General features: G+C 26.5%; 25 protein-coding genes and 4 tRNA genes. 10 read left to right on the plus strand and 19 right to left on the minus strand.

Going from position 1 to position 25640, the window contains the following annotated elements; translation table 11 throughout:
• Positions 1–3 precede the first annotated feature (3 nt).
• Positions 4–1128 (plus strand): 2-iminoacetate synthase ThiH, encoded by a 1125-nt coding sequence (thiH, locus tag AOQ89_RS01625; RefSeq protein ID WP_080872776.1) that lies wholly within the window; start codon positions 4–6, stop codon positions 1126–1128.
• Here the strand turns inward: thiH and rpoC are convergent.
• The 12 genes from rpoC to AOQ89_RS01685 all read right to left on the minus strand — a co-directional run bounded on the left by rpoC (position 1097) and on the right by AOQ89_RS01685 (position 14092).
• A complete protein-coding gene (gene rpoC / locus AOQ89_RS01630; protein ID WP_080873344.1) occupies positions 1097–5341 on the minus strand; it encodes a DNA-directed RNA polymerase subunit beta' in 4245 nt (1414 codons plus the stop codon). The genes thiH and rpoC overlap by 32 nt on opposite strands.
• A gap of 29 nt (positions 5342–5370) precedes the next feature.
• Entirely contained in the window at positions 5371–9393 is a 4023-nt protein-coding gene (gene rpoB, locus AOQ89_RS01635) for a DNA-directed RNA polymerase subunit beta (protein WP_080872779.1), read from the minus strand.
• A 69-nt stretch (positions 9394–9462) separates the two neighbouring features.
• On the minus strand, positions 9463–9843 hold the full coding sequence (gene rplL / locus AOQ89_RS01640) for a 50S ribosomal protein L7/L12 (protein WP_080872781.1): 381 nt from the start codon (positions 9841–9843) through the stop codon (positions 9463–9465).
• A 62-nt stretch (positions 9844–9905) separates the two neighbouring features.
• Entirely contained in the window at positions 9906–10400 is a 495-nt protein-coding gene (gene rplJ, locus AOQ89_RS01645; protein ID WP_080872783.1) for a 50S ribosomal protein L10, read from the minus strand.
• A 43-nt stretch (positions 10401–10443) separates the two neighbouring features.
• A complete protein-coding gene (rplA, locus tag AOQ89_RS01650; RefSeq protein WP_080872785.1) occupies positions 10444–11139 on the minus strand; it encodes a 50S ribosomal protein L1 in 696 nt (231 codons plus the stop codon).
• Between the two features lie 3 nt (positions 11140–11142).
• Positions 11143–11565 carry a 50S ribosomal protein L11 gene (gene rplK / locus AOQ89_RS01655; protein ID WP_080872787.1) on the minus strand — a complete coding sequence of 141 codons (423 nt, stop codon included), beginning with the start codon at positions 11563–11565 and terminating at the stop codon, positions 11143–11145.
• 12 nt (positions 11566–11577) lie between these two features.
• Entirely contained in the window at positions 11578–12114 is a 537-nt protein-coding gene (gene nusG, locus AOQ89_RS01660; RefSeq protein ID WP_080872789.1) for a transcription termination/antitermination protein NusG, read from the minus strand.
• Position 12115: 1 nt separating this feature from the next.
• Positions 12116–12490, minus strand: a complete 375-nt coding sequence (gene secE, locus AOQ89_RS01665; RefSeq protein WP_080872796.1) for a preprotein translocase subunit SecE — start codon at positions 12488–12490, stop codon at positions 12116–12118.
• A 67-nt stretch (positions 12491–12557) separates the two neighbouring features.
• Positions 12558–13742, minus strand: a complete 1185-nt coding sequence (gene tuf / locus AOQ89_RS01670) for an elongation factor Tu (protein ID WP_080872802.1) — start codon at positions 13740–13742, stop codon at positions 12558–12560.
• 81 nt (positions 13743–13823) lie between these two features.
• Positions 13824–13896: transfer RNA gene (locus AOQ89_RS01675), tRNA-Thr, on the minus strand.
• A gap of 3 nt (positions 13897–13899) precedes the next feature.
• A tRNA-Gly gene (locus AOQ89_RS01680) sits at positions 13900–13972 on the minus strand.
• Between the two features lie 47 nt (positions 13973–14019).
• Positions 14020–14092 (minus strand) — tRNA-Thr (locus AOQ89_RS01685).
• A 137-nt stretch (positions 14093–14229) separates the two neighbouring features.
• Here AOQ89_RS01685 and coaA point away from each other — a divergent pair.
• Positions 14230–15183 carry a type I pantothenate kinase gene (coaA, locus tag AOQ89_RS01690; protein WP_080872804.1) on the plus strand — a complete coding sequence of 318 codons (954 nt, stop codon included), beginning with the start codon at positions 14230–14232 and terminating at the stop codon, positions 15181–15183.
• A 2-nt stretch (positions 15184–15185) separates the two neighbouring features.
• Here coaA and AOQ89_RS01695 read toward each other — a convergent pair.
• The 3 genes from AOQ89_RS01695 to rpmE all read right to left on the minus strand — a co-directional run bounded on the left by AOQ89_RS01695 (position 15186) and on the right by rpmE (position 16334).
• Positions 15186–15258, minus strand: a tRNA-Glu gene (locus tag AOQ89_RS01695).
• A gap of 59 nt (positions 15259–15317) precedes the next feature.
• Positions 15318–16100, minus strand: coding sequence for a glutamate racemase (gene murI, locus AOQ89_RS01700; protein ID WP_080872809.1), 783 nt, complete (start codon positions 16098–16100; stop codon positions 15318–15320).
• 18 nt (positions 16101–16118) lie between these two features.
• The gene (gene rpmE / locus AOQ89_RS01705) at positions 16119–16334 is read right to left on the minus strand and encodes a 50S ribosomal protein L31 (protein WP_080872814.1); all 216 of its coding nucleotides are present in this window, start codon (positions 16332–16334) and stop codon (positions 16119–16121) included.
• A gap of 39 nt (positions 16335–16373) precedes the next feature.
• Between rpmE and AOQ89_RS03025 the strand changes: the two genes are divergently transcribed.
• The 5 genes from AOQ89_RS03025 (at position 16374) to tpiA (ending at position 20003) form a co-directional block, all read left to right on the plus strand.
• The gene (locus AOQ89_RS03025; RefSeq protein WP_195909763.1) at positions 16374–16529 is read left to right on the plus strand and encodes a hypothetical protein; all 156 of its coding nucleotides are present in this window, start codon (positions 16374–16376) and stop codon (positions 16527–16529) included.
• 71 nt (positions 16530–16600) lie between these two features.
• The gene (gene hslV, locus AOQ89_RS01710; protein ID WP_080872818.1) at positions 16601–17131 is read left to right on the plus strand and encodes an ATP-dependent protease subunit HslV; all 531 of its coding nucleotides are present in this window, start codon (positions 16601–16603) and stop codon (positions 17129–17131) included.
• A 9-nt stretch (positions 17132–17140) separates the two neighbouring features.
• Positions 17141–18472, plus strand: a complete 1332-nt coding sequence (gene hslU / locus AOQ89_RS01715; protein ID WP_080872822.1) for an ATP-dependent protease ATPase subunit HslU — start codon at positions 17141–17143, stop codon at positions 18470–18472.
• Between the two features lie 22 nt (positions 18473–18494).
• Positions 18495–19238: an FAD-binding oxidoreductase gene (locus tag AOQ89_RS01720; protein ID WP_080872827.1), complete on the plus strand. Its 744-nt coding sequence runs from the start codon at positions 18495–18497 to the stop codon at positions 19236–19238.
• A gap of 24 nt (positions 19239–19262) precedes the next feature.
• On the plus strand, positions 19263–20003 hold the full coding sequence (gene tpiA, locus AOQ89_RS01725; RefSeq protein ID WP_080872831.1) for a triose-phosphate isomerase: 741 nt from the start codon (positions 19263–19265) through the stop codon (positions 20001–20003).
• A 6-nt stretch (positions 20004–20009) separates the two neighbouring features.
• Here tpiA and pfkA read toward each other — a convergent pair whose 3' ends face one another.
• Genes pfkA through AOQ89_RS01740 form a run of 3 tightly spaced genes read right to left on the minus strand, consistent with a single transcriptional unit; the run spans position 20010 to position 22486 of the window.
• Entirely contained in the window at positions 20010–20975 is a 966-nt protein-coding gene (pfkA, locus tag AOQ89_RS01730) for a 6-phosphofructokinase (protein ID WP_080872833.1), read from the minus strand.
• A 31-nt stretch (positions 20976–21006) separates the two neighbouring features.
• Complete coding sequence (locus tag AOQ89_RS01735) at positions 21007–22014, minus strand: NAD(P)H-dependent glycerol-3-phosphate dehydrogenase (RefSeq protein WP_080872835.1); 1008 nt, start codon at positions 22012–22014, stop codon at positions 21007–21009.
• 43 nt (positions 22015–22057) lie between these two features.
• Positions 22058–22486 (minus strand): rhodanese-like domain-containing protein, encoded by a 429-nt coding sequence (locus AOQ89_RS01740; protein WP_080872837.1) that lies wholly within the window; start codon positions 22484–22486, stop codon positions 22058–22060.
• 246 nt (positions 22487–22732) lie between these two features.
• On the opposite strand from AOQ89_RS01740, the gene waaC reads away from it, so the two are divergent.
• The 3 genes from waaC to coaD are packed head-to-tail and all read left to right on the plus strand — an operon-like array spanning position 22733 to position 25482.
• Positions 22733–23683, plus strand: coding sequence for a lipopolysaccharide heptosyltransferase I (gene waaC, locus AOQ89_RS01745; protein ID WP_080872839.1), 951 nt, complete (start codon positions 22733–22735; stop codon positions 23681–23683).
• A 12-nt stretch (positions 23684–23695) separates the two neighbouring features.
• On the plus strand, positions 23696–25003 hold the full coding sequence (locus AOQ89_RS01750; RefSeq protein ID WP_080872841.1) for a 3-deoxy-D-manno-octulosonic acid transferase: 1308 nt from the start codon (positions 23696–23698) through the stop codon (positions 25001–25003).
• Positions 24985–25482 (plus strand): pantetheine-phosphate adenylyltransferase, encoded by a 498-nt coding sequence (gene coaD, locus AOQ89_RS01755; RefSeq protein WP_080872844.1) that lies wholly within the window; start codon positions 24985–24987, stop codon positions 25480–25482. The genes AOQ89_RS01750 and coaD overlap by 19 nt, the downstream gene beginning before the upstream one ends.
• Here the strand turns inward: coaD and rpmG are convergent.
• A complete protein-coding gene (gene rpmG, locus AOQ89_RS01760; protein ID WP_080872847.1) occupies positions 25479–25637 on the minus strand; it encodes a 50S ribosomal protein L33 in 159 nt (52 codons plus the stop codon). The two genes, coaD and rpmG, sit on opposite strands and share 4 nt — an antisense overlap.
• Positions 25638–25640: the final 3 nt, after the last annotated feature.

A 25640-nucleotide genomic window follows, 5' to 3' on the forward strand; every position in this document is an offset into this window, starting at 1 on the left:
AATATGGAATCATTTTTTGAAATTTGGAAAAATCTTTCTTGGAAAAAAATCGATTCTTCCATTAATAAAAAAACAGAAAAAGATGTACAAAAAGCTATATTTTCTGGTAGACCAAATTTTGAAGATATGCTTGCTTTACTTTCTCCTATAGCTTTAAAATACATAAAATTTTTAATTAAAAAATCTAGAGAAATTACTAAAAAGAAATTTGGAAATAACATACAAATTTTTTTACCTATGTATGTTTCTAATTTTTGTACAAATGATTGCTCGTACTGTGGATTTTCTTCGAAAAACAAAATTAGAAGAAAATTTTTAGATACAAAAGAAATTGAAAAAGAATGTAAAAAAATTAAATCTCTTGGGATAAAAAATATTTTAGTAGTATCTGGAGAAAATAATAGAATAGTTGGAATTGAGTATTTTTTGAATACTATAAAAATAGTAAAAAAATACTTTAGTATGATACTGTTCGAAGTACAGCCATTATCTGTCAAAGAGTATTCTGTACTTCAAAAAAATGGACTTGATGGAATACTCTTATATCAAGAAACCTATAATTATACAGATTATAATAAGCATCATATTAAAGGAAAAAAAAAGGATTTTTTTTGGAGAATCAGTGCTCCGGAAAGAATAGGTCAATCAAATATTAGTAAGATAGGATTAGGTATTTTATCTGGATTGTCAAAATATTGGAGAGTAGACTACTATTTTTTGTATTTGCACATTATGTATTTAAGAAAAAAATTTTGGAAATGCGAATACAGTATCTCTTTTCCAAGAATCAGACCTTTTTTTTACTCAAAAAACAAAAAAAAATTTTTAGGAATTAGTGACTTGGAACTGATACAAGTAATATGTTCTTTCAGAATATTGTTTCCAGAAATAGAAATTAATTTGTCAACAAGAGAATCTAAAAAATTTAGAAATTTTATGATTCCAGTTTGTATAAATAATATTAGTGTTAATTCTAAAACTTATCCAGGAGGATACACAAAAAAAAAAAAAGAGTTAGAACAATTTTCTATACAAGATAACAGAAATATTAATCAAATAATGAAATACCTACAATCAAAAGATTTACAAATTGTTTTTAAAGATTGGGATTCTCATTTTGGAAGATGATGCTTTTATCATCTTTTTTTGTAATCTCTGAATTATTCAGCAATTTTTTTAAATTTTTTTCTGCTACTTTAATAGAATTCTTAATATTTTTATCTTTACTTTTTTTAGTTCTATTTTTATGATATACGTACCCTGTTCCTGCTGGTATTAGCCTTCCTACGATAACATTTTCTTTTAGTCCTCTAAGTTCGTCTTTTTTTCCAGCTACTGCCCCTTCTGTTAGTACTCTAGTAGTTTCTTGAAAAGAAGCAGCAGAAATAAAAGATTCAGTTGCTAAGGAAGCTTTTGTAATTCCTAGTAAATCTCTCTTATACTTTATAGTCTTTTTATTGTCTTTTTTAAGAATTTTATTAGCAATTTTAATTCTACAAAATTCTATTTGTTCTCCAGATAAAAAAGAAGAATCTCCTTCTTCTGTAATAGTTGCTTTTCTAAGCATTTGTCTTACTATTACTTCTATGTGCTTATCGTTTATTTTAACTCCTTGTAATCTATAAACTTCTTGCACTTCATTTACTATATATTCTGTAACTTCATTGATTCCTCTTAATCTTAGAATATCATGAGGAGATTCTGGACCATCTGATATAATATCTCCTTTTTCTATTCTTTCTCCTTCAAAAACATTAAGTTGTCTCCATTTTGGAATCATTTCTTCATAAGGTTTTTCTTTTTTTGAATTTGGTGTAATAATTAATCTTCTTTTTCCTTTTGTTTCTTTTCCAAATGATATAGTACCGCTTACTTCTGCTAAAATAGCAGGTTCCTTAGGTTTTCTAGCTTCAAAAAGATCTGCTACTCTAGGAAGTCCTCCTGTAATATCTTTTGTAACGCTTGTTTCTTGAGGAAGTCTTGCTAATGTGTCTCCTATAGAAATTTCTGAACCGTCTTCTAAATTTACTATAGCTCTTCCTGGAAGAAAGTATTGGGCAGGAATATCTGATCCAGGTATATAAATTTCTTTATAATTTTTATCCACTATTTTTAAGGCTGGTCTTAGATCTTTACTAATTCCTGTTCTTTCAGATGTATCTAAAATTATAATAGAAGAAAGACCTGTTAGTTCATCTGTTTGTCTAACAATTGTCTGTCCATCAATCATGTCTGTAAAACAAACGAATCCACTAACTTCTGTTACAATAGGCATTGTGTGAGGATCCCAATTAGCTATAATTTCTCCTCTAAATATTTTTTGCTTATTTCCTTTATTTAAAATTGCTCCGTACGGAATTTTATGACTTTCTTTAGTTTTACCAAATTTATCTATAATTTTTAATTCTGTATTTCTCGAAGTAATTATTATTTTTTTTTGTTTATTGAAGACAAATTTTGCATTATTAATTACCAAAATTCCTTCATTTTTTGCTCTTATACTTGATTCTGCAGCAGCCCTAGAAGCGGCTCCTCCTATATGAAAAGTCCTCATTGTTAATTGTGTCCCAGGTTCTCCTATAGACTGAGCAGCTATTACACCTATAGCTTCTCCTTTTTTAACTAAGTTTCCTCTAGCTAAATCTCTCCCATAACACTTTGAGCAAACACCAAAATTGGTCTCACAAGTTACTACAGACCTCACTTTAATGCTATCTACAAAACTTTTTTCTAATAAATCGCACCATTTTTCATTTAAAAGTGTATTTCTAGGTATTAGAATTTTTTCTTTTATATATATATCCTCTGCTACTACTCTTCCTAATACTCTTTCTCTTAATGCTTCTTTAACATCTCCTCCTTCTATAACAGAAGTCATTTTTATTCCAGATTTTGTACTACAATCTTTTTCCGTAACTACTAAATCTTGCGCTACATCTACAAGTCTTCTTGTAAGATATCCAGAATTTGCAGTTTTTAGAGCAGTATCTGCTAATCCTTTTCTGGCCCCGTGTGTAGAAATAAAGTACTGTAAAACATTTAATCCTTCTCTAAAATTTGCAGTAATAGGAGTTTCTATAATAGATCCATCTGGACGAGCCATTAATCCACGCATTCCAGCTAATTGTCTAATTTGAGCTGCTGAACCTCTGGCTCCAGAATCTGCCATCATGAATATATTGTTAAAAGAGGAATCTTGTGCAATTTTTTTGTTTGTTAATTTATTTTTTTCTTTAGTAAAATTTTCCATCATAGCTTGAGATATCTTTTCATTTGCTGCTGCCCAAATATCTATGACTTTATTATATCTTTCTCCAGCTGTTACTAATCCCGATTGAAATTGTTCTTGTATTTCAGCAACCTCTGATTCTGCTTCTTGTATAATTTCTGTTTTCTTTTCTGGAATAACCATATCATCAATTCCAACAGAAGCTCCAGATTTAGAAGCATAGAAAAAACCTGTGTACATAATCTTATCAGCGAAAATTACAGTTTTTTTTATTCCTAGTAGTCTGTAACAAGTGTTTATCATTTTTGAAATAGATTTTTTTCCTAAAGTTCTGTTAATTAAAGAAAAAGACAATCCTTTAGGAACAATATTCCATAATATAACTCTCCCTACTGTTGTATGTACAATTTTTAAAATTTTTTTTCTCTTTCCTGATTCTTCTATACTGTATTCTACAATTCTTGCTTGTATTTTTGCATGCAAGTCAGCTAGACCAGAATTATAAACATGTTCTGCTTCTTGAGGACCAGTAAGAATCATACCTTCTCCCTTACTATTATTGCATTTTTTTGTCATGTAATATAATCCTAGTACTACATCTTGAGAAGGAACTATAATAGGTTCTCCATTTGCAGGAGAAAGTATATTATTTGTAGACATCATAAGATTTCTTGCTTCTTTTTGTGCTTCCATAGTTAATGGTATATGCACAGCCATTTGATCTCCATCAAAATCTGCATTATATGCGGCACATACTAAAGGATGTAGCTGTATTGCTTTTCCTTCTACCAAAATTGGTTCAAAAGCTTGAATTCCTAATCTATGTAATGTAGGAGCTCTATTTAGCATAATAGGATGTTCTCTAATAACCTCATCTAGTACATCCCATACTATAGGTTCTTCTTTTTCAACCATTTTTTTAGCAGATTTTATTGTTGTAGCTAGTCCTTTTTTTTCTAATTTTCCATATACAAATGGTTTAAATAATTCTAATGCCATTTTTTTTGGTAACCCGCATTGATTTAAATGAAGATAAGGACCTACTGTTATTACTGATCTTCCAGAATAATCTACTCTTTTTCCTAACAGATTTTGCCTGAACCTTCCTTGTTTTCCTTTAATCATATCTGCTAAAGATTTTAAAGGTCTTTTATTAGATCCAGTTATAGCTCTACCTCTTCTTCCATTATCTAGTAATGCATCTACTGCTTCTTGAAGCATTCTTTTTTCATTTCTTACAATTATATCTGGAGCTGAAAGATCTAGTAGTCTTTTTAATCTATTATTTCTATTGATTACTCTTCTGTACAAATCATTCAAATCAGAAGTAGCAAACCTACCTCCATCTAATGGAACTAATGGTCTTAAATCTGGAGGTAAAACTGGCAAAACACTAAGTATCATCCATTCTGGTTTATTACCACTTTGTAAAAATGCTTCCACTATTTTAATTCTTTTAGTTAGTTTCTTTTTTTTTGTTTCAGAACTGATTTTTTTTAAATTTTTTCTAATTTTTTTACATTCTTCTTTTAAATTTATACTTTTTAAAAGTTTTTGTATTGCTTCTGCTCCCATTTCTGCTTCAAATTCGTCTCCAAATTCTTCTAAAAAATTTAGATACTGTTCTTCAGAAAGTATTTTTCCTTTTCTTAAATTCGTAATTCCTTCTTCTATAACAACGTAAGATTCAAAATATAGTACTCTTTCTATATCTCTTAAAGGCATGTCTAAAAGTAAACCAATCCTGGAAGGAAGAGATTTTAAAAACCATATATGTGCTGTAGGAGAAGCTAGTTCTATATGTCCCATTCTGTCTCTTCTCACTTTTGTTTGCGTTACTTCTACTCCACACTTTTCACAAATTACTCCTCTATGTTTTAGCCTTTTGTATTTTCCACATAAGCATTCGTAGTCTTTAACTGGACCAAATATACGAGCACAAAATAATCCATCTCTTTCTGGTTTAAAAGTTCTGTAATTTATTGTTTCTGGTTTTTTTACTTCTCCATATGACCAAGAACGAATTATTTCTGGTGAAGCTAAAGCAATTTTAATAGCGTCGAATTCTTCTATTTTATTTTGTAATTTTAGAATTTTTTTCAAATCTTTCACAAATATCATCCATTAAGTATTAAAAAGATTTATTTTTCTTCTAAATCTATATTGATTGCTAAAGATCTAATTTCTTTTAATAAAACATTAAAAGATTCTGGCATACCTGGATCCATTGCATGCGATTCATCAATAATATTTTTATACATTTTAGTTCTTCCGGATACATCATCTGATTTTACTGTAAGCATTTCTTGTAGTGTATGGGCAGCTCCGTAAGCTTCTAAAGCCCAAACTTCCATTTCACCAAATCTTTGTCCTCCAAATTGTGCTTTACCTCCAAGAGGTTGTTGTGTTACTAAACTATAGGAACCAGTTGACCTAGCATGCATTTTATCATCTACTAAATGATTTAATTTTAACATATACATATATCCTACTGTTATTTTTCTTTCAAATTTTTCTCCCGTTCTACCATCAAATAAAGTAATTTGTCCAGATTGAGGTAGTTCTGCAAGACTCAAAAGTTCTTTAATTTCTTTTTCTGTAGCTCCATCAAAAACTGGAGTAGCTATCGGCATACCTTTTCTTAAATTTTTAGAAAGTTCTAATATTTCTTCATCTGTAAATTTTTTTAAATTTACCGATTGCTGTATATTTTCTCCTATATTGTACGCTTTTTGTAAAAAATTTCTTAGTTTTTGTATATTTTCTTTTTTTTTTACCATTCTATCAATTTTTATACCTATTTCTCTTGCAGCCATACCTAAATGAGTTTCTAAAACTTGTCCTATATTCATTCTTGAAGGAACTCCTAATGGATTTAGAACTATATCTACCGGGACTCCATTTTCATCATAAGGCATATCTTCTACAGGATTTATTTTAGATATTACTCCTTTATTACCATGTCTACCAGCCATTTTATCTCCTGGCTGTATTTGTCTTTTTACTGCAAGATATACTTTAACTACTTTTAAAACACCTGGAGCTAAATCGTCTCCTTGAACAATTTTTTTCTTTTTTTGTAAAAACTTTTTTTCAAATTTTTTTTTAAGATTTTTGTATTCTTTATAAATTTTTAAAAATTGTATTTTTTTTATTTTGCTAGAAAATTTTATTTTTTTTACATTTATTTCTTCTGGTTCTTTTTTTTGAAATTCAATTTTTTCTTCTATCAGAATTCTTTTTATTTGTTGTAGTAGACCAAATTTAAAAATCTTCATTTCTTCAGAAAGATCTTTCTTTGCCTGTTCTACTTTCATCTCTTCTATTTCTATTGTTCTTTTATCTTTTTCTATTCCATCTCTCGTAAATATTTGTACATCTATTACTGTACCTGAAACTCCATTAGGAACTCTTAATGAAGAATCCTTTACATCAGAAGCTTTTTCTCCAAATATCGCTCTTAGTAATTTTTCTTCTGGAGTAAGTTGTGTTTCTCCTTTAGGAGTAACTTTACCAACTAGAATATCTCCTCCATTAACTTCAGCTCCAATATATACTATTCCAGATTCATCCAACTTTGATAGTGCAGATTCTCCTATATTAGGTATATCCGCTGTGATTTCTTCTACACCTAATTTTGTATCTCTGGAAATACAAGAAAGTTCTTGTATATGAATAGTAGTAAATTTATCTTTTTGAACTACTTTTTCTGAAATTAGCATAGAATCTTCAAAATTGTATCCACTCCAAGGCATAAATGCAATTCTCATATTCTGACCTAAAGCTAATTCTCCTAAATCTGTACAAGGTCCATCTGCTAGTACATCTCCTCTTTGAATTTCATCACCTAAATTAATACAAGGTTTTTGATTAATGCAGGTATTTTGATTTGATCTAGAAAATTTTGTTAAATTGTAGATATCTATTCCACTTTCTTGCTCTTGAATCTCATTTTGTTTGACATTGATTACAATTTTTGATGCATCTACGTATTGAACAATTCCTCCTCTTTTAGCAATTACAGTTACTCCAGAATCTATTGCTACAATTCTTTCCATTCCAGTTCCAACTAAAGGTTTATCAGTGACAATTGTAGGTACTGCTTGTCTTTGCATATTTGCTCCCATTAGTGCCCTATTTGCATCATCATGTTCTAAAAAAGGTATTAGAGAAGCTCCAACAGAGACAATTTGCTGTGTAGAAACATCCATATAATCAATTTGTTTTCTATTAAAAAGACCAGATTCACCTTTTGTTCTACAAATTATTAATTTATTTACAAAACTACCATCTTTTTTAAGATTACTATTTGCTTGAGCTATTACAAAATTTCCTTCTTCAATTGCAGAAAGATAATGTATTTCATCAGTTACTTTACCATTTACTACTTTTCTGTACGGAGTTTCTAAAAAACCGTATTCATTAGTTCTTGCATATACAGATAAAGAATTTATTAGTCCAATATTTGGTCCTTCCGGAGTTTCTATAGGACAAACTCTTCCATAATGAGTAGGATGAACGTCTCTAACTTCAAAACCGGCTCTTTCTCTAGTCAACCCTCCAGGACCTAATGCTGAAATTCTTCTTTTATGTGTAATTTCAGATAATGGGTTATTTTGATCCATAAATTGAGACAATTGGCTAGAACCAAAAAATTCTTTCACAGCTGCAGAAATTGGTTTTGCATTAATTATATCTTGAGGCATGATATTTTCTAAATCACCCATAGATAATCTTTCTTTAACTGCTCTTTCGACTCTTACTAGACCAATTCTAAATTGATTTTCTGCCATTTCTCCTACAGATCTAATTCTTCTATTTCCTAAATGATCTATATCGTCTATTTCTCCTTTTCCATTTCTTATATCTATAAGTCTTTTTATCACATCTATGATATCTTTTTTGTTAAGAATACCTAAACCTTCTATTTCTTTTCTAAAAAGAGATCTATTAAATTTCATTCTACCTACAGCAGATAAATCATATCTTTCTTCTGAAAAGAAAAGATTTTTAAAAAGTAACTCTGCAGCTTCTTTAGTTGGAGGTTCTCCAGGACGCATCATTCTGTAAATTTCTAATAAAGCGCTATTTTTGTCTATTGTAGAATCAATTTTTAATGTTTCAGATATATATGGTCCATGATCTAAATCATTAGTAAATAAAACTTCTATTTCGTTTTGTTTGGATTTTTTTAGTTTTTCTATTATTGATGCGCTAATAGTTTCATTTGCTTTTACTATAATTTTTTTTTTGTTTTTACAAAAATAATTTTTTGAAGAAACTTTTCCAAAAATATATTCATAAGGAACATGTATTTTTTTAATTTTATCTTTTATTAGTTTTTTTATATGTCTAGCAGTGATTCTCCTTCCTTTTTCTATATAAATTTTATTTTCTACTTTAAAATCAAAAGAAGCAGTTTCTCCTCTTAACCTATCTGGCACTAAATCCATCAAAAGATAATCGTTGTATATTTTATAATGTACTTTTTGAAAGAATATTTCTAACATTTCTTCCGTACTATAATTTAACGCTCTTAGTAAAATAGTTACAGGAAACTTTCTTCTTCTATCTATCCTAACAAAAAGATTATCTCTTGAATCAAACTCAAAATCTAGCCAAGATCCTCTGTATGGTATTATTCTAGCGTTGTACAATAGTTTTCCTGAAGAATGTGTTTTTCCTTTATCGCTATCGAAGAAAACTCCTGGACTACGATGAAGTTGAGAAACTACGACTCTTTCTGTACCGTTTATTACAAATACTCCGTTTTCCGTCATTATTGGTATTTCACCCATGTATACTTCTTGTTCTTTTATGTTTTTTATTTTATTATTTAGTGAATCTTTTTCATAAATAACAAGTCTTAATTTTACTTTTAAAGGAACAGAATAAGTAGATCCTCTAGTTAAACATTCTTGTACATCAAAAATTGGATCTCCTAAAGAATAGCTTACATATTGTAATTCTGAAGATTCGTTATAGCTATTTATTGGAAAAATAGATTGAAAAGCGGCTTCTAAGCCGTGCTGTCCTTCAGGATCTTTTTCTATAAATTTTTTGAAAGAATCAATTTGAATAGCTAATAAATAAGGAATATCTAATACTTTTGGTCTTTTTCCAAAATCTTTTCTAATTCTTTTTTTTTCTGTATAAGAGTACATATTTTTATTAAAAAAATTATATAAATTTTAGGCTGGTTTTTTATAAACCAGCCAATTAGTTTTATAGTTTTATCTTATTTCTACAATTGCGCCAGTTGATTCTATTAATTTTTTTAAGGAATCAGCTTCTTCTTTCTTAACTTTTTCTTTTATTAAAACAGGAGCAGATTCTACTAAATCTTTTGCTTCCTTCAGTCCTAAACCTACTATAGATCTAACTGATTTTATTACTGCAATTTTGTTTTTTCCTATATTTTGTAAAAATACACTAAATTCCGTTTTTTCTTCTTTTTCTTTTTCTGATGGTACATTATTAGTAGAAACATTTTGACTAATTATTTCTTTATAAGAAACTCCAAATTTTTTTTCCATCATAGAAACTAATTCTAAAACTTCCATAACAGACATTTTAGATACTTCTTCTATAATTTGTTCTTTTGATATAGACATAGTAATTATATTCCTAAAAGTGAATTTCTTGTAAGAAATAGGAAAAATAGAACATTAGATTCCTATAATTTTTTTTTTTTTGAAATATATGATAGAATTTTTATTAATTTTAATATGCAAGATTCTTGCAATAAAATTAATAGTATTTGAATTGCTTCTTTTTTATTAGGTAAACTTGCTAAAGTACTTATTTTTGAAGGGTGAATTATTTTTCCATCGAAAATGATACCTTTAATTTTAAAAATGATATCTTCTTTTTTTAATTTTGTAAGTACTTTCGCTGCAGAACCAGGACTGTTTTTGGAAAAAGCAACCAAAGTAGAGCTGCAAAAATTGCTTTCTAGTTGTTGAAATTTAGTATTTTTGAATGCTCTTCTTAATAAAGTGTTTTTCACAACTTGCACAAAAACTTCAGATTTCTGACAGCATTTTCTAAAAGTGTTCATTTTTTCAGAATTAATTTTGTAAAAATCTGCTACTACTACAGAAATAGATTCATCGGCAAGTTTTTTTATTTTAGAAACGATTTTTTGTTTTTTTTTTAGGCTTAATGCCATTTTTTTTCCTTTAAATTTTAAATATTATAGTAGTATAAAGAAATTATATAATATCACTCATTTCAATTTTTATTCCTGGACCCATTGTAGTACATAAACCAAAGTTTTTAATAAAATTTCCTTTTACAGAGTTTGGTTTATTTTTTTGTATTGATTGAATAAAATATCTTATATTTTCTTCTATTTTATAACTCTCAAAGTTTATTTTTCCTATGCTTGTATGAATAATTCCATTTTTATCGTTTTTATATAGTATTTGTTTTTTTTTAAAATTTTTTAAAGATTCAAATAAATTATTTGTTAAAGTTCCAGATTTTAAATTTGGCATAAGTCCCTTTGGTCCTAGAATTTGTCCAATTTGACTGATTATAGACATAGAATCTGGTTTAGCTAGTACTAAATCAACTTGAATAGTATTATTTTTAAATAAATTTACTAAATCTTCCATACCAACAAAATTTGCACCTATTTTTTTTAGTTCTTTTATGTTTTCTCTGGAAAAAACAGCAATTTTCTTTTTCTTTCCATTTCCATGAGGAAGTGTAGAATATCCTCTAATGTTTTGTTCTGTCTTTTTAGGATTAATATTTAATTTTATAAAAACATCGACACTTTCATTAAATTTTGAAAAAACTTTTATTTTTTCTAAAATACATAGGGCTTGTTTTATGGTATATTTTTTTTGTTCGGAAAAAATTTTAGCAAATTCTTTTTTTTTTTTAGATAATCTTTTTTTCATTTTTTATTCCATTTTAAGACCCATAGAAATTGCTGTTCCTAATATAGAACGAAATATTGCTTTTTCGTCTAAACTATTCATGTCTTTTTTCTTAATTTTTACAATCTCCATTATTTGTTGTTTTGTAATTTTTCCTACTATTTCAGTTTTAGCTTTTTTTGAACCAGAATCAATTTTTGCTATTTTTTTTAATAATATTGAGGTAGGCGTTGTTTTCGTAATAAATGAGAAAGACTTATCAGAATATATAGTTACTACTACAGGTACTGGAATAGATTTTTCTAGTTTTTTTGTAACTTCGTTAAAAGACTTACAAAATTCCATAATATTGATTCCTTTTTGTCCTAAAGCTGGACCTACTGGAGGACTTGGATTAGCCATTCCAGCAGGAATTTGTAATTTAACATAAGATTGAATTTTTTTCATTTTTTTATGATATCAGTTTTTTTCTACTTGACTAAAATCCAGTTCTACTGGGGTTGATCTTCCAAATATTGAAACAGAAACTTTTAATCTACTTTTTTCGTAATCTACTTCTTCAACAGTGCCATTAAAATCAGAAAAAGGACCATCGTTGACTCTTATAACTTCTCCTGGTTCAAAAAGAGTTTTTGGTATTGGTTTATTTTTTATTTGTTTTAATTTTTTAATAATAGTATCTACTTCTTTTTTACTAATTGGTATTGGATTTTCGGAAGTTCCTCCTACAAACCCTAAAACTTTTGGTATTCCCCTTACTAAATGCCAAGTATTTTCATTCATATTCATTCTAATTAGTATATATCCAGGAAAGAATTTTCTTTCACTTTTTCTTTTTTGTCCTCTTTTAATTTCAATAACTTCTTCTGTTGGAATCATAATATCGCCAAAAAATTTAGAAAAATTGTACAATTTGATTCTTTTTTGTAAGGACTCTTCTATTTTTCTTTCAAATCCTGAAAATACTTGAACTATATACCACTTTTTTTCCAGCATATTAGATTCTAAAATTTGTTATAGTTGCTATAATTCTAATAAGTAAATTATCTATACACCATAAAATAATTGAAATTATCATTGCTATTAAAGAAACCATAAAAGTTGTTTGTACAGTTTCTTTTAAAGAAGACCAGCAAATTTTTTTAGATTCCTGTTTTACTTCTTGCAGAAATACTACAAATTTTTTTCCTTTTTTAGTTTTTAGAAAAAAAAATAGAATTGCTAGAAAAATAGTAAAATTTACTGCAGTAAAAAAATAAATGTTTATTTTTTTCTTCAAAAATAAAAAGATAATTTCAAAAATTAGCAAAAAGAATATTAAAATCCAAGAATACTTTTCTAAATGACTTTTATGTTCTAATTTCGCATTCATAAGAATTGAAAAATATAATAACTTTTAAAAAAAAATTATGAGCAAGAAATGCTCATAATTTAGAATTTTATTCCAAAACATCTGTGACAATTCCTGCACCAACTGTTTTTCCTCCTTCTCTAATTGCAAATCTTAATCCGCTATCCATTGCAATTGGAGAAATAAGATTTACTTTCATTTTTATGTTATCACCAGGCATAACCATTTCTGTTCCTTCTGGAAGTTCTATAGTTCCAGTTACATCTGTAGTTCTAAAATAAAATTGAGGTTTGTATCCTTTAAAGAACGGAGTATGGCGTCCTCCTTCTTCTTTACTTAATACGTACACTTCTGCTTCAAATCTTTTATGTGGATTAATTGCTCCTGGTTTTGATAAAATTTGACCTCTTTCTACATCTTCTCTTTTTATTCCTCTTAGTAAAATTCCTACATTGTCTCCAGCTCTACCCTCATCTAGGAGTTTTCTAAACATCTCAACTCCTGTGCAAGTAGTTTTAATAGTATTTTTGATTCCTACTATTTCAATTTCATCACCTACTTTTATTATTCCCTTTTCAATTCTTCCAGTTACCACAGTTCCTCTTCCTGAAATAGAAAATACATCTTCTATAGGCATAAGAAAAGGCTTTTCTATTGATCTTTCTGGAATAGGGATGTATTTATCCAAGGATTCTGCTAGTTCTAAAATTTTTTTTGTCCAAATTTCTTCTCCTTCTAAAGCTTTTAATGCAGAACCTCTAATGATAGGCGTTTGTTCTCCTGGAAAATCGTACTGAGACAATAATTCTCTTACTTCCATTTCTACTAATTCAAGTAGTTCTTTGTCTTCTACCATATCGCATTTATTAATAAAAACTACAATGTAAGGAACACCAACCTGTCTGGCCAATAAAATATGTTCTCTAGTTTGCGGCATAGGTCCATCAGTTGCTGCTACTACTAAAATTGCTCCATCCATTTGAGCAGCCCCAGTAATCATATTTTTTACATAGTCTGCATGACCTGGACAATCAACGTGAGCATAATGTCGAACAGAAGTATTGTATTCTACATGAGAAGTATTTATAGTAATTCCTCTTGCTTTTTCTTCTGGAGCATTGTCAATTTGTTCGAATTCTCTAGCATCTCCACCAAAATTTTTAGCTAGTACATGAGTTATGGCTGATGTCAATGTTGTTTTTCCATGATCTACATGACCTATTGTTCCAACATTAACATGAGGCTTATTTCTTTGAAATTTTTCTTTAGACATTAATTATCCTTTAACAAGAAGGTGTTATTATTTATAGTAACACAAATTTAAATTTTTATTTTGAAGAATAAATTAAAATTTTGCTGATAGGCAGATTCGAACTGCCGACCTCATCCTTACCAAGGATGAACTCTACCATCTGAGCTATATCAGCTTTAGCGGGCAATGGGAATCGAACCCATCTCATTAGCTTGGAAGGCTAATATAATAAACCGATATACTATGCCCGCATAAATTTTGTATTATAAAACACTTGTACTGAAGAAGTAAAACTGAATGTCGGTAAGAGGAATTGAACCTCTAACCTACTGATTACAAATCAGTTGCTCTACCTGTTAAGCTATACCGACTTACTATTTTGTTTATAATAAATATAACAAAAAAAAATCGCAATACAAGATAATTTTAATTAAAAAATTATTTTATATTTTTAAAAGTTATTTGTATTTAAAAATTATTTTAAAAAATTAAAAATACATGGAGCATAATGCAAGATAAACTTTTACAATTTTTTTCTTATTTTCAAAATGTTTCTAATAAAAAAAAATTTTTTGAATTACAAAACGTACATAAAAAAAAACTTTCTAAAAAAGAAATTTTATTTTTAAAAAATATTAATAATCAATTGTCGATTCAAGAAGTTATTAATATCTATTTGCCTTTATCAAATTTACTAAATTTTTATATTAATTTTAACTATTTGCAGAAAAAATATTTTAATAAAATTTTTAAAGGAATTTATAAATTTTCTCCATATATTATAGGAATTTGCGGAAGCATTGCTGTAGGAAAAAGTACTACAGCAAAAATTTTAAAAATACTTCTAAAAAGAAAAATTAAAAATTATAGAGTAGAAATAATTACTACTGATAATTTTTTATACTCGAATGAATTCCTAAAAAAAAAAAAATTAATGAAGAAGAAAGGATTTCCTGAGACGTATAAAATAAAAGAACTAGTCAATTGCATACTAAAACTTAAATCTGGATTTCCTTATATAGATACACCATTCTATTCTAAAATGCAGTATGATATTGTTCCAAATAAAAAAATTATAATACAAAAACCTAATGTACTAATTTTAGAAGGAATTAATATACTCTATAAATATAGGTTAAACAATAGAATAAATAAAATTTCTTTATCAGACTTGATAGATTTTTCAATTTATATAGATGCTCCAGAAAAATTTTTAAAAAACTGGTATATCAATAGATTTATAAAAATTTGCAAAAACTCCTTTTACAATGCTGCATCTTATTTTCATAAGTATTCTTTTCTTTCTAAAAGAGAAATAAGACAAATTGCTTCTTCAATTTGGAATCAAACTAACAGAAAAAACTTACGAATCAATATACTTCCTAACAAAGAAAATGCCAGTTTAATCCTTAAAAAAAAATCTGATCATAATATAGAAAATATGAGAATTAAGAACAGATGAAACGTCCCCTAGGGGATTTGAACCCCTGTTGCCGCCGTGAAAGGGCGATGTCCTAGTCCTCTAGACGAAGGGGACTAATTAAATTTGAGAAATTCTAATATTTATTGCTTAGACAGTCAAATAATTTTTATCGTTTAAATTTCTATTTTTTTAATTCGAAAAAAATTGTACTGTTCTAAATTTTTTTTAAAAATTTTAAAATTATTAATGCTTTTAGAATACAAAAGATAATTATTAATTGTTCTTTTCTGACTATTTTTACTACCAATAAAATAAGAAGGTATTTTTTTTATAGTAGACTCCACAGAGTCTACTAGATATATTTTTTTTGAAAAAAAACTTAAAATTTCTTTTTTTAAAATATAAAAATGCGTGCATCCTAAAATAATTGTATCTAGATTTTTTTTTCCTAAAATTGGTTTTAGAATATTAAAAATAGATTTTTTACATACTTTTTTTCCTATGAATTTCTTTTCTGACAGTACAGTCATATTATTTGCGTCTAGAACTAAAAATTTAAATATACCAGAATATTTTCTAATTTTATTTTTTACGTATCTAGAAGAATTAGTCACTTTTGTTGACAAAAGTCCTATTATTCTATTTTTAGAAAGTTTAAATGCTTTTTGAAAGTCAGGAGTTGTTCTTACAGTAGGACAAAAAAAATAATTCTGTATTTTAAAATATGCTAATGTGCTAATTGTATTGCATGCTAATATTACTAGTCTAATTTTGTATAAAGTATTTATTTTTTGAGATATTTTTTTTATTCTTTTTAGTAAAAATTTTTCTTTTTTTTCTCCATAAGGAAAACCTTGATTATCCAAAAAATATATATAAGATTCATTTGGAATGATTTTTCTGACTTTTTTGTATATTGATAGACCTCCAATTCCAGAATCTATTATAAAAATCATATTTACAAGTTTTCTATTTTAAATTTTAATAGTGTTGCGAAATTGTTTTTTAAATCTACTAATTCTACTACCTTTTCCTATTGATCTTTGTTTTCCTGTATAAAAAGGATGACATTTATTACATATTTCTATAGAAAAATTTTTTTTTATAGTAGTTACTATACTAATAACATTATTACAAGAAGAACAAATTGCTTGAACAGAAAAAATTTTAGGATGAATATTTTTTTTCATATTCTAAAGTTTAAATTATTATTTTAAAAATTTTAAAATTTGTTTAAATTAAATGAAGAGAAAAATTCTTTTTCAATAGATTTTTTTATTTTTTTAAATATGATATCATATTTTAAAAAAATAGGAACTTTGAAATCATTTCTATTATATAAATTTAATATCTTAGAACTACTTATGAATCTTAAGTTTGAATAATATTCTCTATAATCTCTATTTTAATTTTGTAAAATGTTAATTATCTATCTTAAAAATTTTAGGATATCAAAGTGACGACAATTTTAAGTGTTAGAAGAAACGGAAAAGTTGTAATAGGAGGAGATGGACAAGCTACTTTAGGTAATACTATAATAAAAAAAAATGTTAAAAAAGTTCTTCGCTTATATCACGAAAAAGTAATTGCTGGATTTGCTGGAGGTACAGCAGATGCTTTTACTCTATTTGAACTTTTCGAAAAAAAATTAGAGATTCATCAAGGACATTTAGTAAAATCTGCTGTTGAACTAGCAAAGGATTGGAGAAACAATAGAATCTTAAGAAGATTAGAAGCATTTTTAGCTGTTGCGGATAAAAATGCATCTCTAATAATAAGCGGAAGTGGAGATGTCATACAACCCGAAAATGATTTAATTGCAATTGGTTCTGGTGGCGCATATGCACAATCTGCAGCAATCGCACTTTTAAAAAATACGAATCTAAGTGCTAGAGAAATTACTGAAAAATCTCTTCTTATTGCTGGAGATATTTGTATTTATACAAACCATTTTTGTACTATTGAAGAACTACAATGTAAAGTATAGGAAAATAAAATGTCAAATATGACTCCTCGTGAAATTGTAAATGAACTTGATGCGTATATAATAGGTCAGTATCATGCAAAAAGAGCTGTAGCAATTGCTTTAAGAAATCGTTGGAGAAGAATGCAGTTAGATGAAGAACTTCGTCATGAAGTTACTCCAAAAAATATTTTAATGATTGGTCCAACAGGAGTTGGTAAAACAGAAATTGCAAAAAGACTAGCAAAATTAGCGAATGCTCCTTTTATTAAAGTAGAAGCAACTAAGTTTACAGAAGTTGGATATGTTGGAAAAGAAGTTGATTCTATAATTAGAGATTTAACCGATACTTCCGTAAAAATGATGCGTTTACAATCTATGAAAGAGAATAGATATAGAGCAAAAAAATTAGCTGAAGAAAGGATATTAGATGTTTTAGTTCCTTTTACAAAAGAAAACTGGAATTCTGAAGAAGAAAAAAATTCTCTAAATATAGCAAGAAAAAAATTTAAAGAAAAATTGTATTCTGGAGAATTAAATGAAAAAGAAATAGAAATTAATCTTTCTGCTGCTCCAATGGGTATAGAGATCATGGCTCCTCCTGGAATGGAGGAAATGACAAACCAACTTCAATCGATGTTTAAAAATTTAGCTGGACAAAAACAAAAAACTAGAAAGGTCAAAATTAAGGAAGCTATGAAACTTTTAATAGAAGAAGAAGCAGCAAAATTAGTGAATCCAGAAGAACTAAAAGAAAAAGCAATTGAAGCTGTAGAACAAAATGGAATTGTTTTTATAGATGAAATTGATAAAATTTGTCGTAGAGGAGAAACAACAGGAATAGATGTATCAAGAGAAGGAGTACAAAGAGATCTTCTTCCTTTAGTTGAAGGATGTACTATCTCGACTAAGCATGGTATGGTAAAAACTGATCATATTTTATTTATTGCTTCTGGAGCATTCCAAATATCTAGTCCTTCAGATTTAATACCAGAACTGCAAGGAAGACTTCCTATAAGAGTTGAACTAAAAGCACTTACTACAGAAGATTTTGAAAGAATTTTGACAGAACCTAGTGCTTGTTTAACAGATCAGTACATAGCTTTAATGTCTACAGAAGGAGTAAAATTGCAGTTTACTAAAGATGGAATCAAAAAAATAGCAGAAGCTGCTTGGCAAGTAAATGAAAGTACAGAAAATATAGGAGCTAGAAGACTGCATACTGTGCTAGAAAGACTAATGGAAAATGTTTCGTACGATGCAAGTGAATGGAATGGAAAAACGGTGCTTATAGATTCTAAGTATGTAAAACATCATTTAGATGATTTAGTATTTAATGAAGACCTAAGTAGATTTATTTTATAAAATTTAGAAAAAGAGGATAAACATGGAATGGGTTAAAGGAACTGTAGTAGATGTTAAACATTGGACAGATTCTTTATTTAGTATCATCGTTCATGCACCAATTGATCCTTTTATAGCAGGACAATTTGCAAAAATCTCTTTAGAATTAGAAGGAAAAAAAGTGCAAAGAGCTTATTCTTATGTAAACTCTCCAAAAAATAAAAACTTAGAGTTCTATTTAGTGACTGCTAAAAATGGTAAACTAAGTCAAAAATTGTATTCTTTAAAAAAATACGATAGTTTGATGATTTCTAAAAAAGCTTCTGGATCTTTTACTTTAGAGAGAATTCCAAAATTTAAAAATTTATGGATGATTTCTACAGGAACTGCAATAGGACCTTATTTATCGATTTTAGAAACAGAAATAGGTTTAGAAAAATTTGATAATATATTTTTAGTTCATGCTGTAAGATTTTTTAAAGATTTTAGTTATTTAGAAAAAATAGAAAAATTTAAAAAAAGATACGGGGAAAAACTTTTCTTTCAACCTATTGTAAGTAGAGAAAAAGTTCAGAATTGTTTACGAGGAAGAATACCAGATTTAATAAAAAAAGAAGTTCTACAGAAAATTACAAATTCTAAGATTCATTATAAAAATACTCATGTAATGCTTTGTGGTAACCCAAATATGGTCAAAGAAACAGAAAAATTATTAAAAAATTCTTTTAGAATGAAAAAAAATTTTTTTAAAAATCCTGGTAATATCACAACAGAAAGGTATTGGTAAAATAACTCTAATTTTCTAAAATTTATGAAAAAAATAATAATAGGTAATTGGAAATTAAATGGAAATACAGAAAAAATTACTATTCTAATTAAAAAAATAAAAAAAAATATTCTATTAGAAAAAAATACTATAATTTTTTCTCCTCCAACAATATACATAGATTTAGTAAAAAAGTTAATAAGAAATAAGAAATTTTTCATTTGTGCTCAAAACGTAGATAAAAATAATTCTGGTTCTTTTACTGGAGAAACATCTCCAGAAATGCTAGTAGATATGAATGTAAAATACGTATTAATAGGACATTCAGAAAGAAGAATACTGCACAAAGAAAGAAATTCTTTTATATCAGAAAAATTTTTTGCTGCTAAAAAAGCAGGATTAATTCCTGTACTTTGCATAGGAGAAAATTATAAAGAAAGAAAAAAAGGAATTGCAGAAAAAATTTACAAAAAACAAATAGACTGTATTTTAAAAAAATTTGGAGTTTTTTGCTTCAAAAATTCCATTATTGCTTATGAACCAATTTGGGCAATAGGTTCAGGAAAATCAGCTTCTTATAAAGAAATACAAAAAACAGTTAAATTCATAAAAGAATATATTTCTAAATTCGATAAAAAAGTTGCAAAAGAAATAAATATTTTGTACGGGGGTTCAGTAAACTATGAAAAAGTAATTGAGTATTACGATAAAACTGAAATAAATGGAGTGCTTTTAGGAAAAGCATCTTTAGATCCAAAAGAATTTTCTAAAATTTCTATGCTATAATGATAACTATAGCAGTCTTTTAGCGGTTTCAAAAATTCCAAACTTAAAACTTTTTTTCATTTTTTTAATTGCTTTAGATATATCATTATGAACTAACTTATTTTTTTTAATTCCTACACAATGACCTTTATATCCCTTTAGTAAAAGTTCTATAGAATAACATCCCATTCTTGAAGCCAAAATTCTATCATAAGCCACAGGAGCTCCTCCTCTTTGTATATGACCTAGTACTGTAGCTCTAGTTTCTTTCCCTGTTTTTCTTTCTATGTATTTCGCTAAACTATTGGTATCACATATATGTTCTGTAATAGCTATTATTGCATGTCTTTTACCACTAGAAAGTCCAACTTGTACTTTTTCAACTAAATCTTTAGGACTAAATTTTTTTTCTGGTATAACTATGAACTCACATCCTCCCGCTATAGCTGCAGACATAGTTAAATCTCCACAATTTCTTCCCATAACTTCTACTATTGAAATTCTTTGATGAGATGTTGAAGTATCTCTTAGTTTGTCGATAGCTTCCACAATTGTATTCAAAGCTGTAAAATATCCAATTGTGTAATCTGTTCCAGAAACATCATTATCAATAGTGCCAGGAATTCCTATACAAGGAAAATTCATTTCAGTTAATTTTTTAGCTCCAATATACGATCCATCTCCTCCTATTACGACTAAAGCATTTATATTTTTTTTTCTCATATTTTTTATAGCAACGGATCGAATTTTTTCTTTTGAAAATTCGGGAAATCTAGCAGAACCTAAAAATGTTCCTCCTTTATTAATCATATCAGATACACTGTATCTATCTAATCTGATCATTCTATTTTGAAATAATCCTAAATATCCATCGTATATTCCGTACATTTGTAATCCATAAGATATTCCAGATCGCACAACTCCTCTAATAGCTGCATTCATACCTGGAGAATCACCACCGCTAGTTAAAACACCAACTGTTGTTATTTTCATATAATTTAATTTTGTTTTTATTCGTTTTAATTTAATTATTTCTAATTTTTAGATTATACATTAAAGATAATAAAGAATTTTTAGCATTTTTTTTACGATATAAAATTTTGTATATCTGTTTTACGATAGGCATATTGATATTGTATCTTTTTGATAGTATTAGCACTTCTTTAATATTGTTGTATCCTTCTACTGTTTTTCCTAATATTCTTTTTGATTTTTTTATTGAATTTCCTTTTCCAATTAATATTCCAAAAGATCTATTTCTTGAATGATCTGTAGTACAAGTTAAAACTAAATCTCCTATCCCAGCAACTCCAAAAAAAGTTTTTTTTATCGCACCCATAGCAGTTCCTAAAGCAACCATTTCGGAAAATCCTTGAGTAATTAAAAAAGCTTTAGCATTTGATCCTAATCCAATTCCATCAGAAATTCCTGATCCTATTGCAATTATATTTTTTACTACACCGCATATTTGTACACCGATAAAATCAGAGGTTTTGTACACTAAAAAATATTTTTCAGAACATAATATTTCTTTTAAATCTTCTCTAAATTTTTTATTTTTAGAAGAAACCACTATAGAAGTTGGTAATCCTACAGCCACTTCATGAGCAAAAGTTGGTCCGGAAATAAATGCTAAAGGAATATTCTTTCCCAGAATTTCCTCAGCTACTTCTTGTAAAAGTCTTCCAGTATTTTTTTCCAGACCTTTCGTAGCCCAAACAATTCTAGAATTTTTTTTTAAGAAAGGTTTTATTTCTTGTAAAATTCTTTTAAATTTTTGACTTGGAACAACAATAAGAATATTTTTACTAAAGGAAGCAACCATAGCAAGAGAAATTCCTATTTTTAGATTCTTAGGAAATCGAATATTAGGAAAAAAAAACTTATTTTTTCTTTCTTTTTTTAATTCTCTTAAGTATTTAGCATTTTTACTCCATAAAATAACTTCGTATCCGTTTTTTGAAAGAAATAATGCTAAAGCTGTTCCGTATGCTCCAGTTCCAATAATACTAATTTTTTTCTCTTTTAGCATCTTTATAAAAAATTTATTTTATTTAGTATACAGTTTTTTAAAATCATTTTTTTACGATTGGCAAATTTTCTCTTATCCATCCAGATATTCCTTCTTTTAAAATATATATTTTATCAAATCCTAATTTAAAAAGCTTTTTTGCAGGATAATACGCATAAATTTCTGTTATTCCTACTACAATAATTGGATAATTTTTAAATTTTTTTAAAAAGTTAATATTTTCTATTTTTATATTTTTTGCTTCTATATTTATACTATTAATAATATGACCGGATTTATATTCAGAAGCATTTCTCAGATCCAGAACAACTGCTTTTTTTCTGTTTATTAAATAAATTGCTTCATTTTTAGAAATTTCTTTTGCTTTAGAAAAAAATTTTTGCAATACAGTAAATATTAAAATAGAAAAAGTTATTAACCAAACTATAAGTAAAAAAATATGATCGATAGAAAATTGTATAATTTTTTGCATATTTGTTACCGTTTCGTATATGAGACATTAAATTTAAAAACTAAGATTTTTCAAGTTTTTATAGAAATTTAAATATCTTAATAAAGAGTTTAATTTTAAACAAAATTGAAAAATATTCCTATAAATAATTACATAAATTCTATTTTTAAATATTTATTTATAAAATACTATATAAATAATGAAAGAATTACAAAAATTTTTATATAATATTTTTATTCTTATTTTATAATTTTATCTTGTTATTTTATGAAAGTTTTAATAGTAAAGACTTCTTCTATGGGAGATATACTGCATACTTTTCCAGCTATATCAGATGCTAAAAATAGAATAGATATTTCTTTTGATTGGATAGTAGAGAAAGAATTTATTTCTCTTGTTAAAATGAATTCTTACATAGATAATATTATTCCAATTTCTTTGAGAAATTGGAAAAGGGTTTTTTGTAATTTTAGAGAAATGATAAAATCTTTTCACTCTATTCGAAATTTAAAAAATACTAAGTATGATTTAGTAATAGATGCACAAGGTTTATTAAAAAGCGCAATAATAGCAAAATTTGCTTATGGTAGAAAAATCATTGGTTTTGACAATAACATAATTAAAGAAAAAATGGCTAGCTTTTTTTATGATAAAAAATACTATACTTCAGAAAAACATATAATTAAAAAAATAAAAGATTTATTTTCCTATGGTATAGGATACAAATCAAGAAAAAAAATTGAATACAATTTACAAATTAAAAGGAAAGAAAAAATGGAGTTATTTTTTCTATATGCAACTAGTAGAATAAATAAAAAATGTTCAGAAGATTTTTGGATATCTTTGATAAAATTAGCAAATAAAAAAAAATTTATTGTTAATTTACCTTGTTATGAAAAAAAAGATTACTATTTTGCAAAAAGATGTTTAAAAAATAATCTTTTAGTAAAAATTTTATATAGAAAATCAATTCAAGAAATTTGTCAGAAAATGGCTTCTTCTAAGGGAGTAGTATCAGTTGATACTGGTTTAGGTCATTTAGCATCAGCTATAGATTGTAATAATATTATGCTATATGGACCGACAGATCCTAATACAGTTAATACTTGTGTAAAAAAAAATCAAAAATATTTAGTAGCAAAAAATAGAGATATGAATAATTTCTGTGCAGAATATGTTTGGAAAAATTTTGAAAAAATTTTATATTTTAAGTATTAGTCAAAGAAAAATATGAAAAGAATTCTTATATTTTTTGTACTTTTTGTATACAATTTTTTTATTTATTTAGTACAACCAATAGTATTTTTATATTTTTTTCTAAAAAAAAAATGTAAATACTATGATCGAAAAAAGATCCAAGAAATTTTTTTTCCAAAAAAAAAGAAAATAGTAAAAAATGGAATTTTATTTCATGCAGCTTCTGTAGGAGAAATAAGATCAATATATTTAATAGTAAAATATTTAATTAATAAGTATCCAAAACTTTCAATTACAATAAGTAGTGTTACAGATTCTGGAAAAAAGCAATTTGATATGCTATTTCCAAAAAATAGAGTTTCTTTTCTTTATTTTCCGTATGATGTACTGCATTTAATAAAAAAATTTCTTAGTTTAGTAAAACCAAGTTTAATAATTCTAGTAGAAAAAGAAATTTGGCCAAATTTGATTATGCAAGCAAAAATTAGAAAAATTCCTATAATTATAGTAAACGCTGGAATTTCAGATAAATCTTTTAAAAGATATAAAATATTTAAAATTTTTGCTAAAGAAATACTAGAGAAAATTACTTTTTTTGCAGTACAAAGCAAGTATGATGCAAATAAATTTTTTAATTTAGGTGTAGAGAAAAATAAAATTTTAGAATTTGGAAATATAAAATTTGATACACAAATAGAAAAAAAATTAAAAAAAAAAATTGCAAATTTAAAAAAAATTTTTAGAAATCAAAGAAAAATATGGATTGCATCTAGTACTCATAGAGGAGAAGAAAAATTTTGTCTACAAGCATACCAAAAAATAAAACTATTTTTTCCTAATCTCTTACTTATTATCTTTCCAAGAAATCCTGAAAGATTTTTAGAGGTAGAAAAAATTATTTCTTCGTATAAATTAAATTATATTACTAGAAATAATATTCGGAATATCAATAAAGAAGTTGATGTAATTTTAGGCAATACTATAGGAGAATTAATGTTATTCTATGCTATTTCAAATGTTGCATTTATAGGAGGAAGTATGAAAGATAAGTTTGGTGGTCATAATCCAATTGAAGCTGCAATAAATTCAATTCCAATACTAGTAGGTCCTTTTTATAAAAATTTTCGAGAAATTTATGAAAATATGCATTCAAAAAAAACTATTATAATAGTCAAAGATTTAAATTCTATAGTAAAATCTATTAAAAAACTTTTACAAAACGATACATTAAGAAAAAAAATAGGAGAAAAAGCTAAATTTATAGCAAAAAACAATAAAGGAGCCTCTAAAAAAATTTTTCAAATAATATCTAGGTATTTCGAATGCAAAAAAAAATTATGAATAAAATAGGTATTTATCCAGGAACTTTTGATCCTTTTACTAATGGACATTTATATTTATTAAAAAAATCTTTAAAAATTTTTGATACTGTAATTTTAGCTATATCTAAATATTCAAATAAAAATCTTACTTTTAGTATCTCACAAAGAATAAAATTTGCAAAATTATCTACTACAGGAATAAAAAATATAAGTATTAAGTCTTTCAATGAATTAGTAGTAAATTTTGCTTTAAAAGAAAAATCTAACTTTTTAATTAGAGGAATAAGAGATTCATCAGATTTTGCGTATGAAATGAAAATGCTTAGAACAAATTATTCTATAAATTCAAAAATAGAAACTATCTTTATAACTAATTATTGTAAAAATTTTATTTCTTCAAGTATGCTTAAAGAAATAGCTTTTTATAAAGGAGATATAAAAAAGTACGTTTCAAAAAAAATTATAAAAGAGATTGAAAAAAAGTTTTTAAATTACTAATTTATCTTTTTTTCAAAGTATAAGATCCTTTTTCGTAGTATCGGGTTGAACTTTTTTAAAACTAATTTTTTAGATTTAATGTTTTTAGTAGTTGTATAAAAATGAGTGTTCTCTTCAGACATTAATTTTACTTTTTTTCTTTTTTTTTTAGCCATTTT

The organism is bacterium endosymbiont of Pedicinus badii (assembly GCF_002075085.1).
Classification (GTDB): Bacteria; Pseudomonadota; Gammaproteobacteria; order Enterobacterales; family Enterobacteriaceae; genus PRUG.

What these genes read in the sequence shown, in the direction of transcription:
- thiH (WP_080872776.1), top strand. Translation starts at nt 4, where the DNA reads ATGGAATCATTTTTTGAAATTTGGAAAAATCTTTCTTGGAAAAAAATC.
- rpoB (WP_080872779.1), bottom strand. Translation starts at nt 9,393, where the DNA reads ATGTACTCTTATACAGAAAAAAAAAGAATTAGAAAAGATTTTGGAAAA.
- rplL (WP_080872781.1), bottom strand. Translation starts at nt 9,843, where the DNA reads ATGTCTATATCAAAAGAACAAATTATAGAAGAAGTATCTAAAATGTCT.
- rplJ (WP_080872783.1), bottom strand. Translation starts at nt 10,400, where the DNA reads ATGGCATTAAGCCTAAAAAAAAAACAAAAAATCGTTTCTAAAATAAAA.
- rplA (WP_080872785.1), bottom strand. Translation starts at nt 11,139, where the DNA reads ATGAAAAAAAGATTATCTAAAAAAAAAAAAGAATTTGCTAAAATTTTT.
- rplK (WP_080872787.1), bottom strand. Translation starts at nt 11,565, where the DNA reads ATGAAAAAAATTCAATCTTATGTTAAATTACAAATTCCTGCTGGAATG.
- nusG (WP_080872789.1), bottom strand. Translation starts at nt 12,114, where the DNA reads ATGCTGGAAAAAAAGTGGTATATAGTTCAAGTATTTTCAGGATTTGAA.
- secE (WP_080872796.1), bottom strand. Translation starts at nt 12,490, where the DNA reads ATGAATGCGAAATTAGAACATAAAAGTCATTTAGAAAAGTATTCTTGG.
- tuf (WP_080872802.1), bottom strand. Translation starts at nt 13,742, where the DNA reads ATGTCTAAAGAAAAATTTCAAAGAAATAAGCCTCATGTTAATGTTGGA.
- coaA (WP_080872804.1), top strand. Translation starts at nt 14,230, where the DNA reads ATGCAAGATAAACTTTTACAATTTTTTTCTTATTTTCAAAATGTTTCT.
- murI (WP_080872809.1), bottom strand. Translation starts at nt 16,100, where the DNA reads ATGATTTTTATAATAGATTCTGGAATTGGAGGTCTATCAATATACAAA.
- rpmE (WP_080872814.1), bottom strand. Translation starts at nt 16,334, where the DNA reads ATGAAAAAAAATATTCATCCTAAAATTTTTTCTGTTCAAGCAATTTGT.
- hslU (WP_080872822.1), top strand. Translation starts at nt 17,141, where the DNA reads ATGTCAAATATGACTCCTCGTGAAATTGTAAATGAACTTGATGCGTAT.
- AOQ89_RS01720 (WP_080872827.1), top strand. Translation starts at nt 18,495, where the DNA reads ATGGAATGGGTTAAAGGAACTGTAGTAGATGTTAAACATTGGACAGAT.
- tpiA (WP_080872831.1), top strand. Translation starts at nt 19,263, where the DNA reads ATGAAAAAAATAATAATAGGTAATTGGAAATTAAATGGAAATACAGAA.
- pfkA (WP_080872833.1), bottom strand. Translation starts at nt 20,975, where the DNA reads ATGAAAATAACAACAGTTGGTGTTTTAACTAGCGGTGGTGATTCTCCA.
- AOQ89_RS01735 (WP_080872835.1), bottom strand. Translation starts at nt 22,014, where the DNA reads ATGCTAAAAGAGAAAAAAATTAGTATTATTGGAACTGGAGCATACGGA.
- AOQ89_RS01740 (WP_080872837.1), bottom strand. Translation starts at nt 22,486, where the DNA reads ATGCAAAAAATTATACAATTTTCTATCGATCATATTTTTTTACTTATA.
- waaC (WP_080872839.1), top strand. Translation starts at nt 22,733, where the DNA reads ATGAAAGTTTTAATAGTAAAGACTTCTTCTATGGGAGATATACTGCAT.
- AOQ89_RS01750 (WP_080872841.1), top strand. Translation starts at nt 23,696, where the DNA reads ATGAAAAGAATTCTTATATTTTTTGTACTTTTTGTATACAATTTTTTT.
- coaD (WP_080872844.1), top strand. Translation starts at nt 24,985, where the DNA reads ATGCAAAAAAAAATTATGAATAAAATAGGTATTTATCCAGGAACTTTT.
- rpmG (WP_080872847.1), bottom strand. Translation starts at nt 25,637, where the DNA reads ATGGCTAAAAAAAAAAGAAAAAAAGTAAAATTAATGTCTGAAGAGAAC.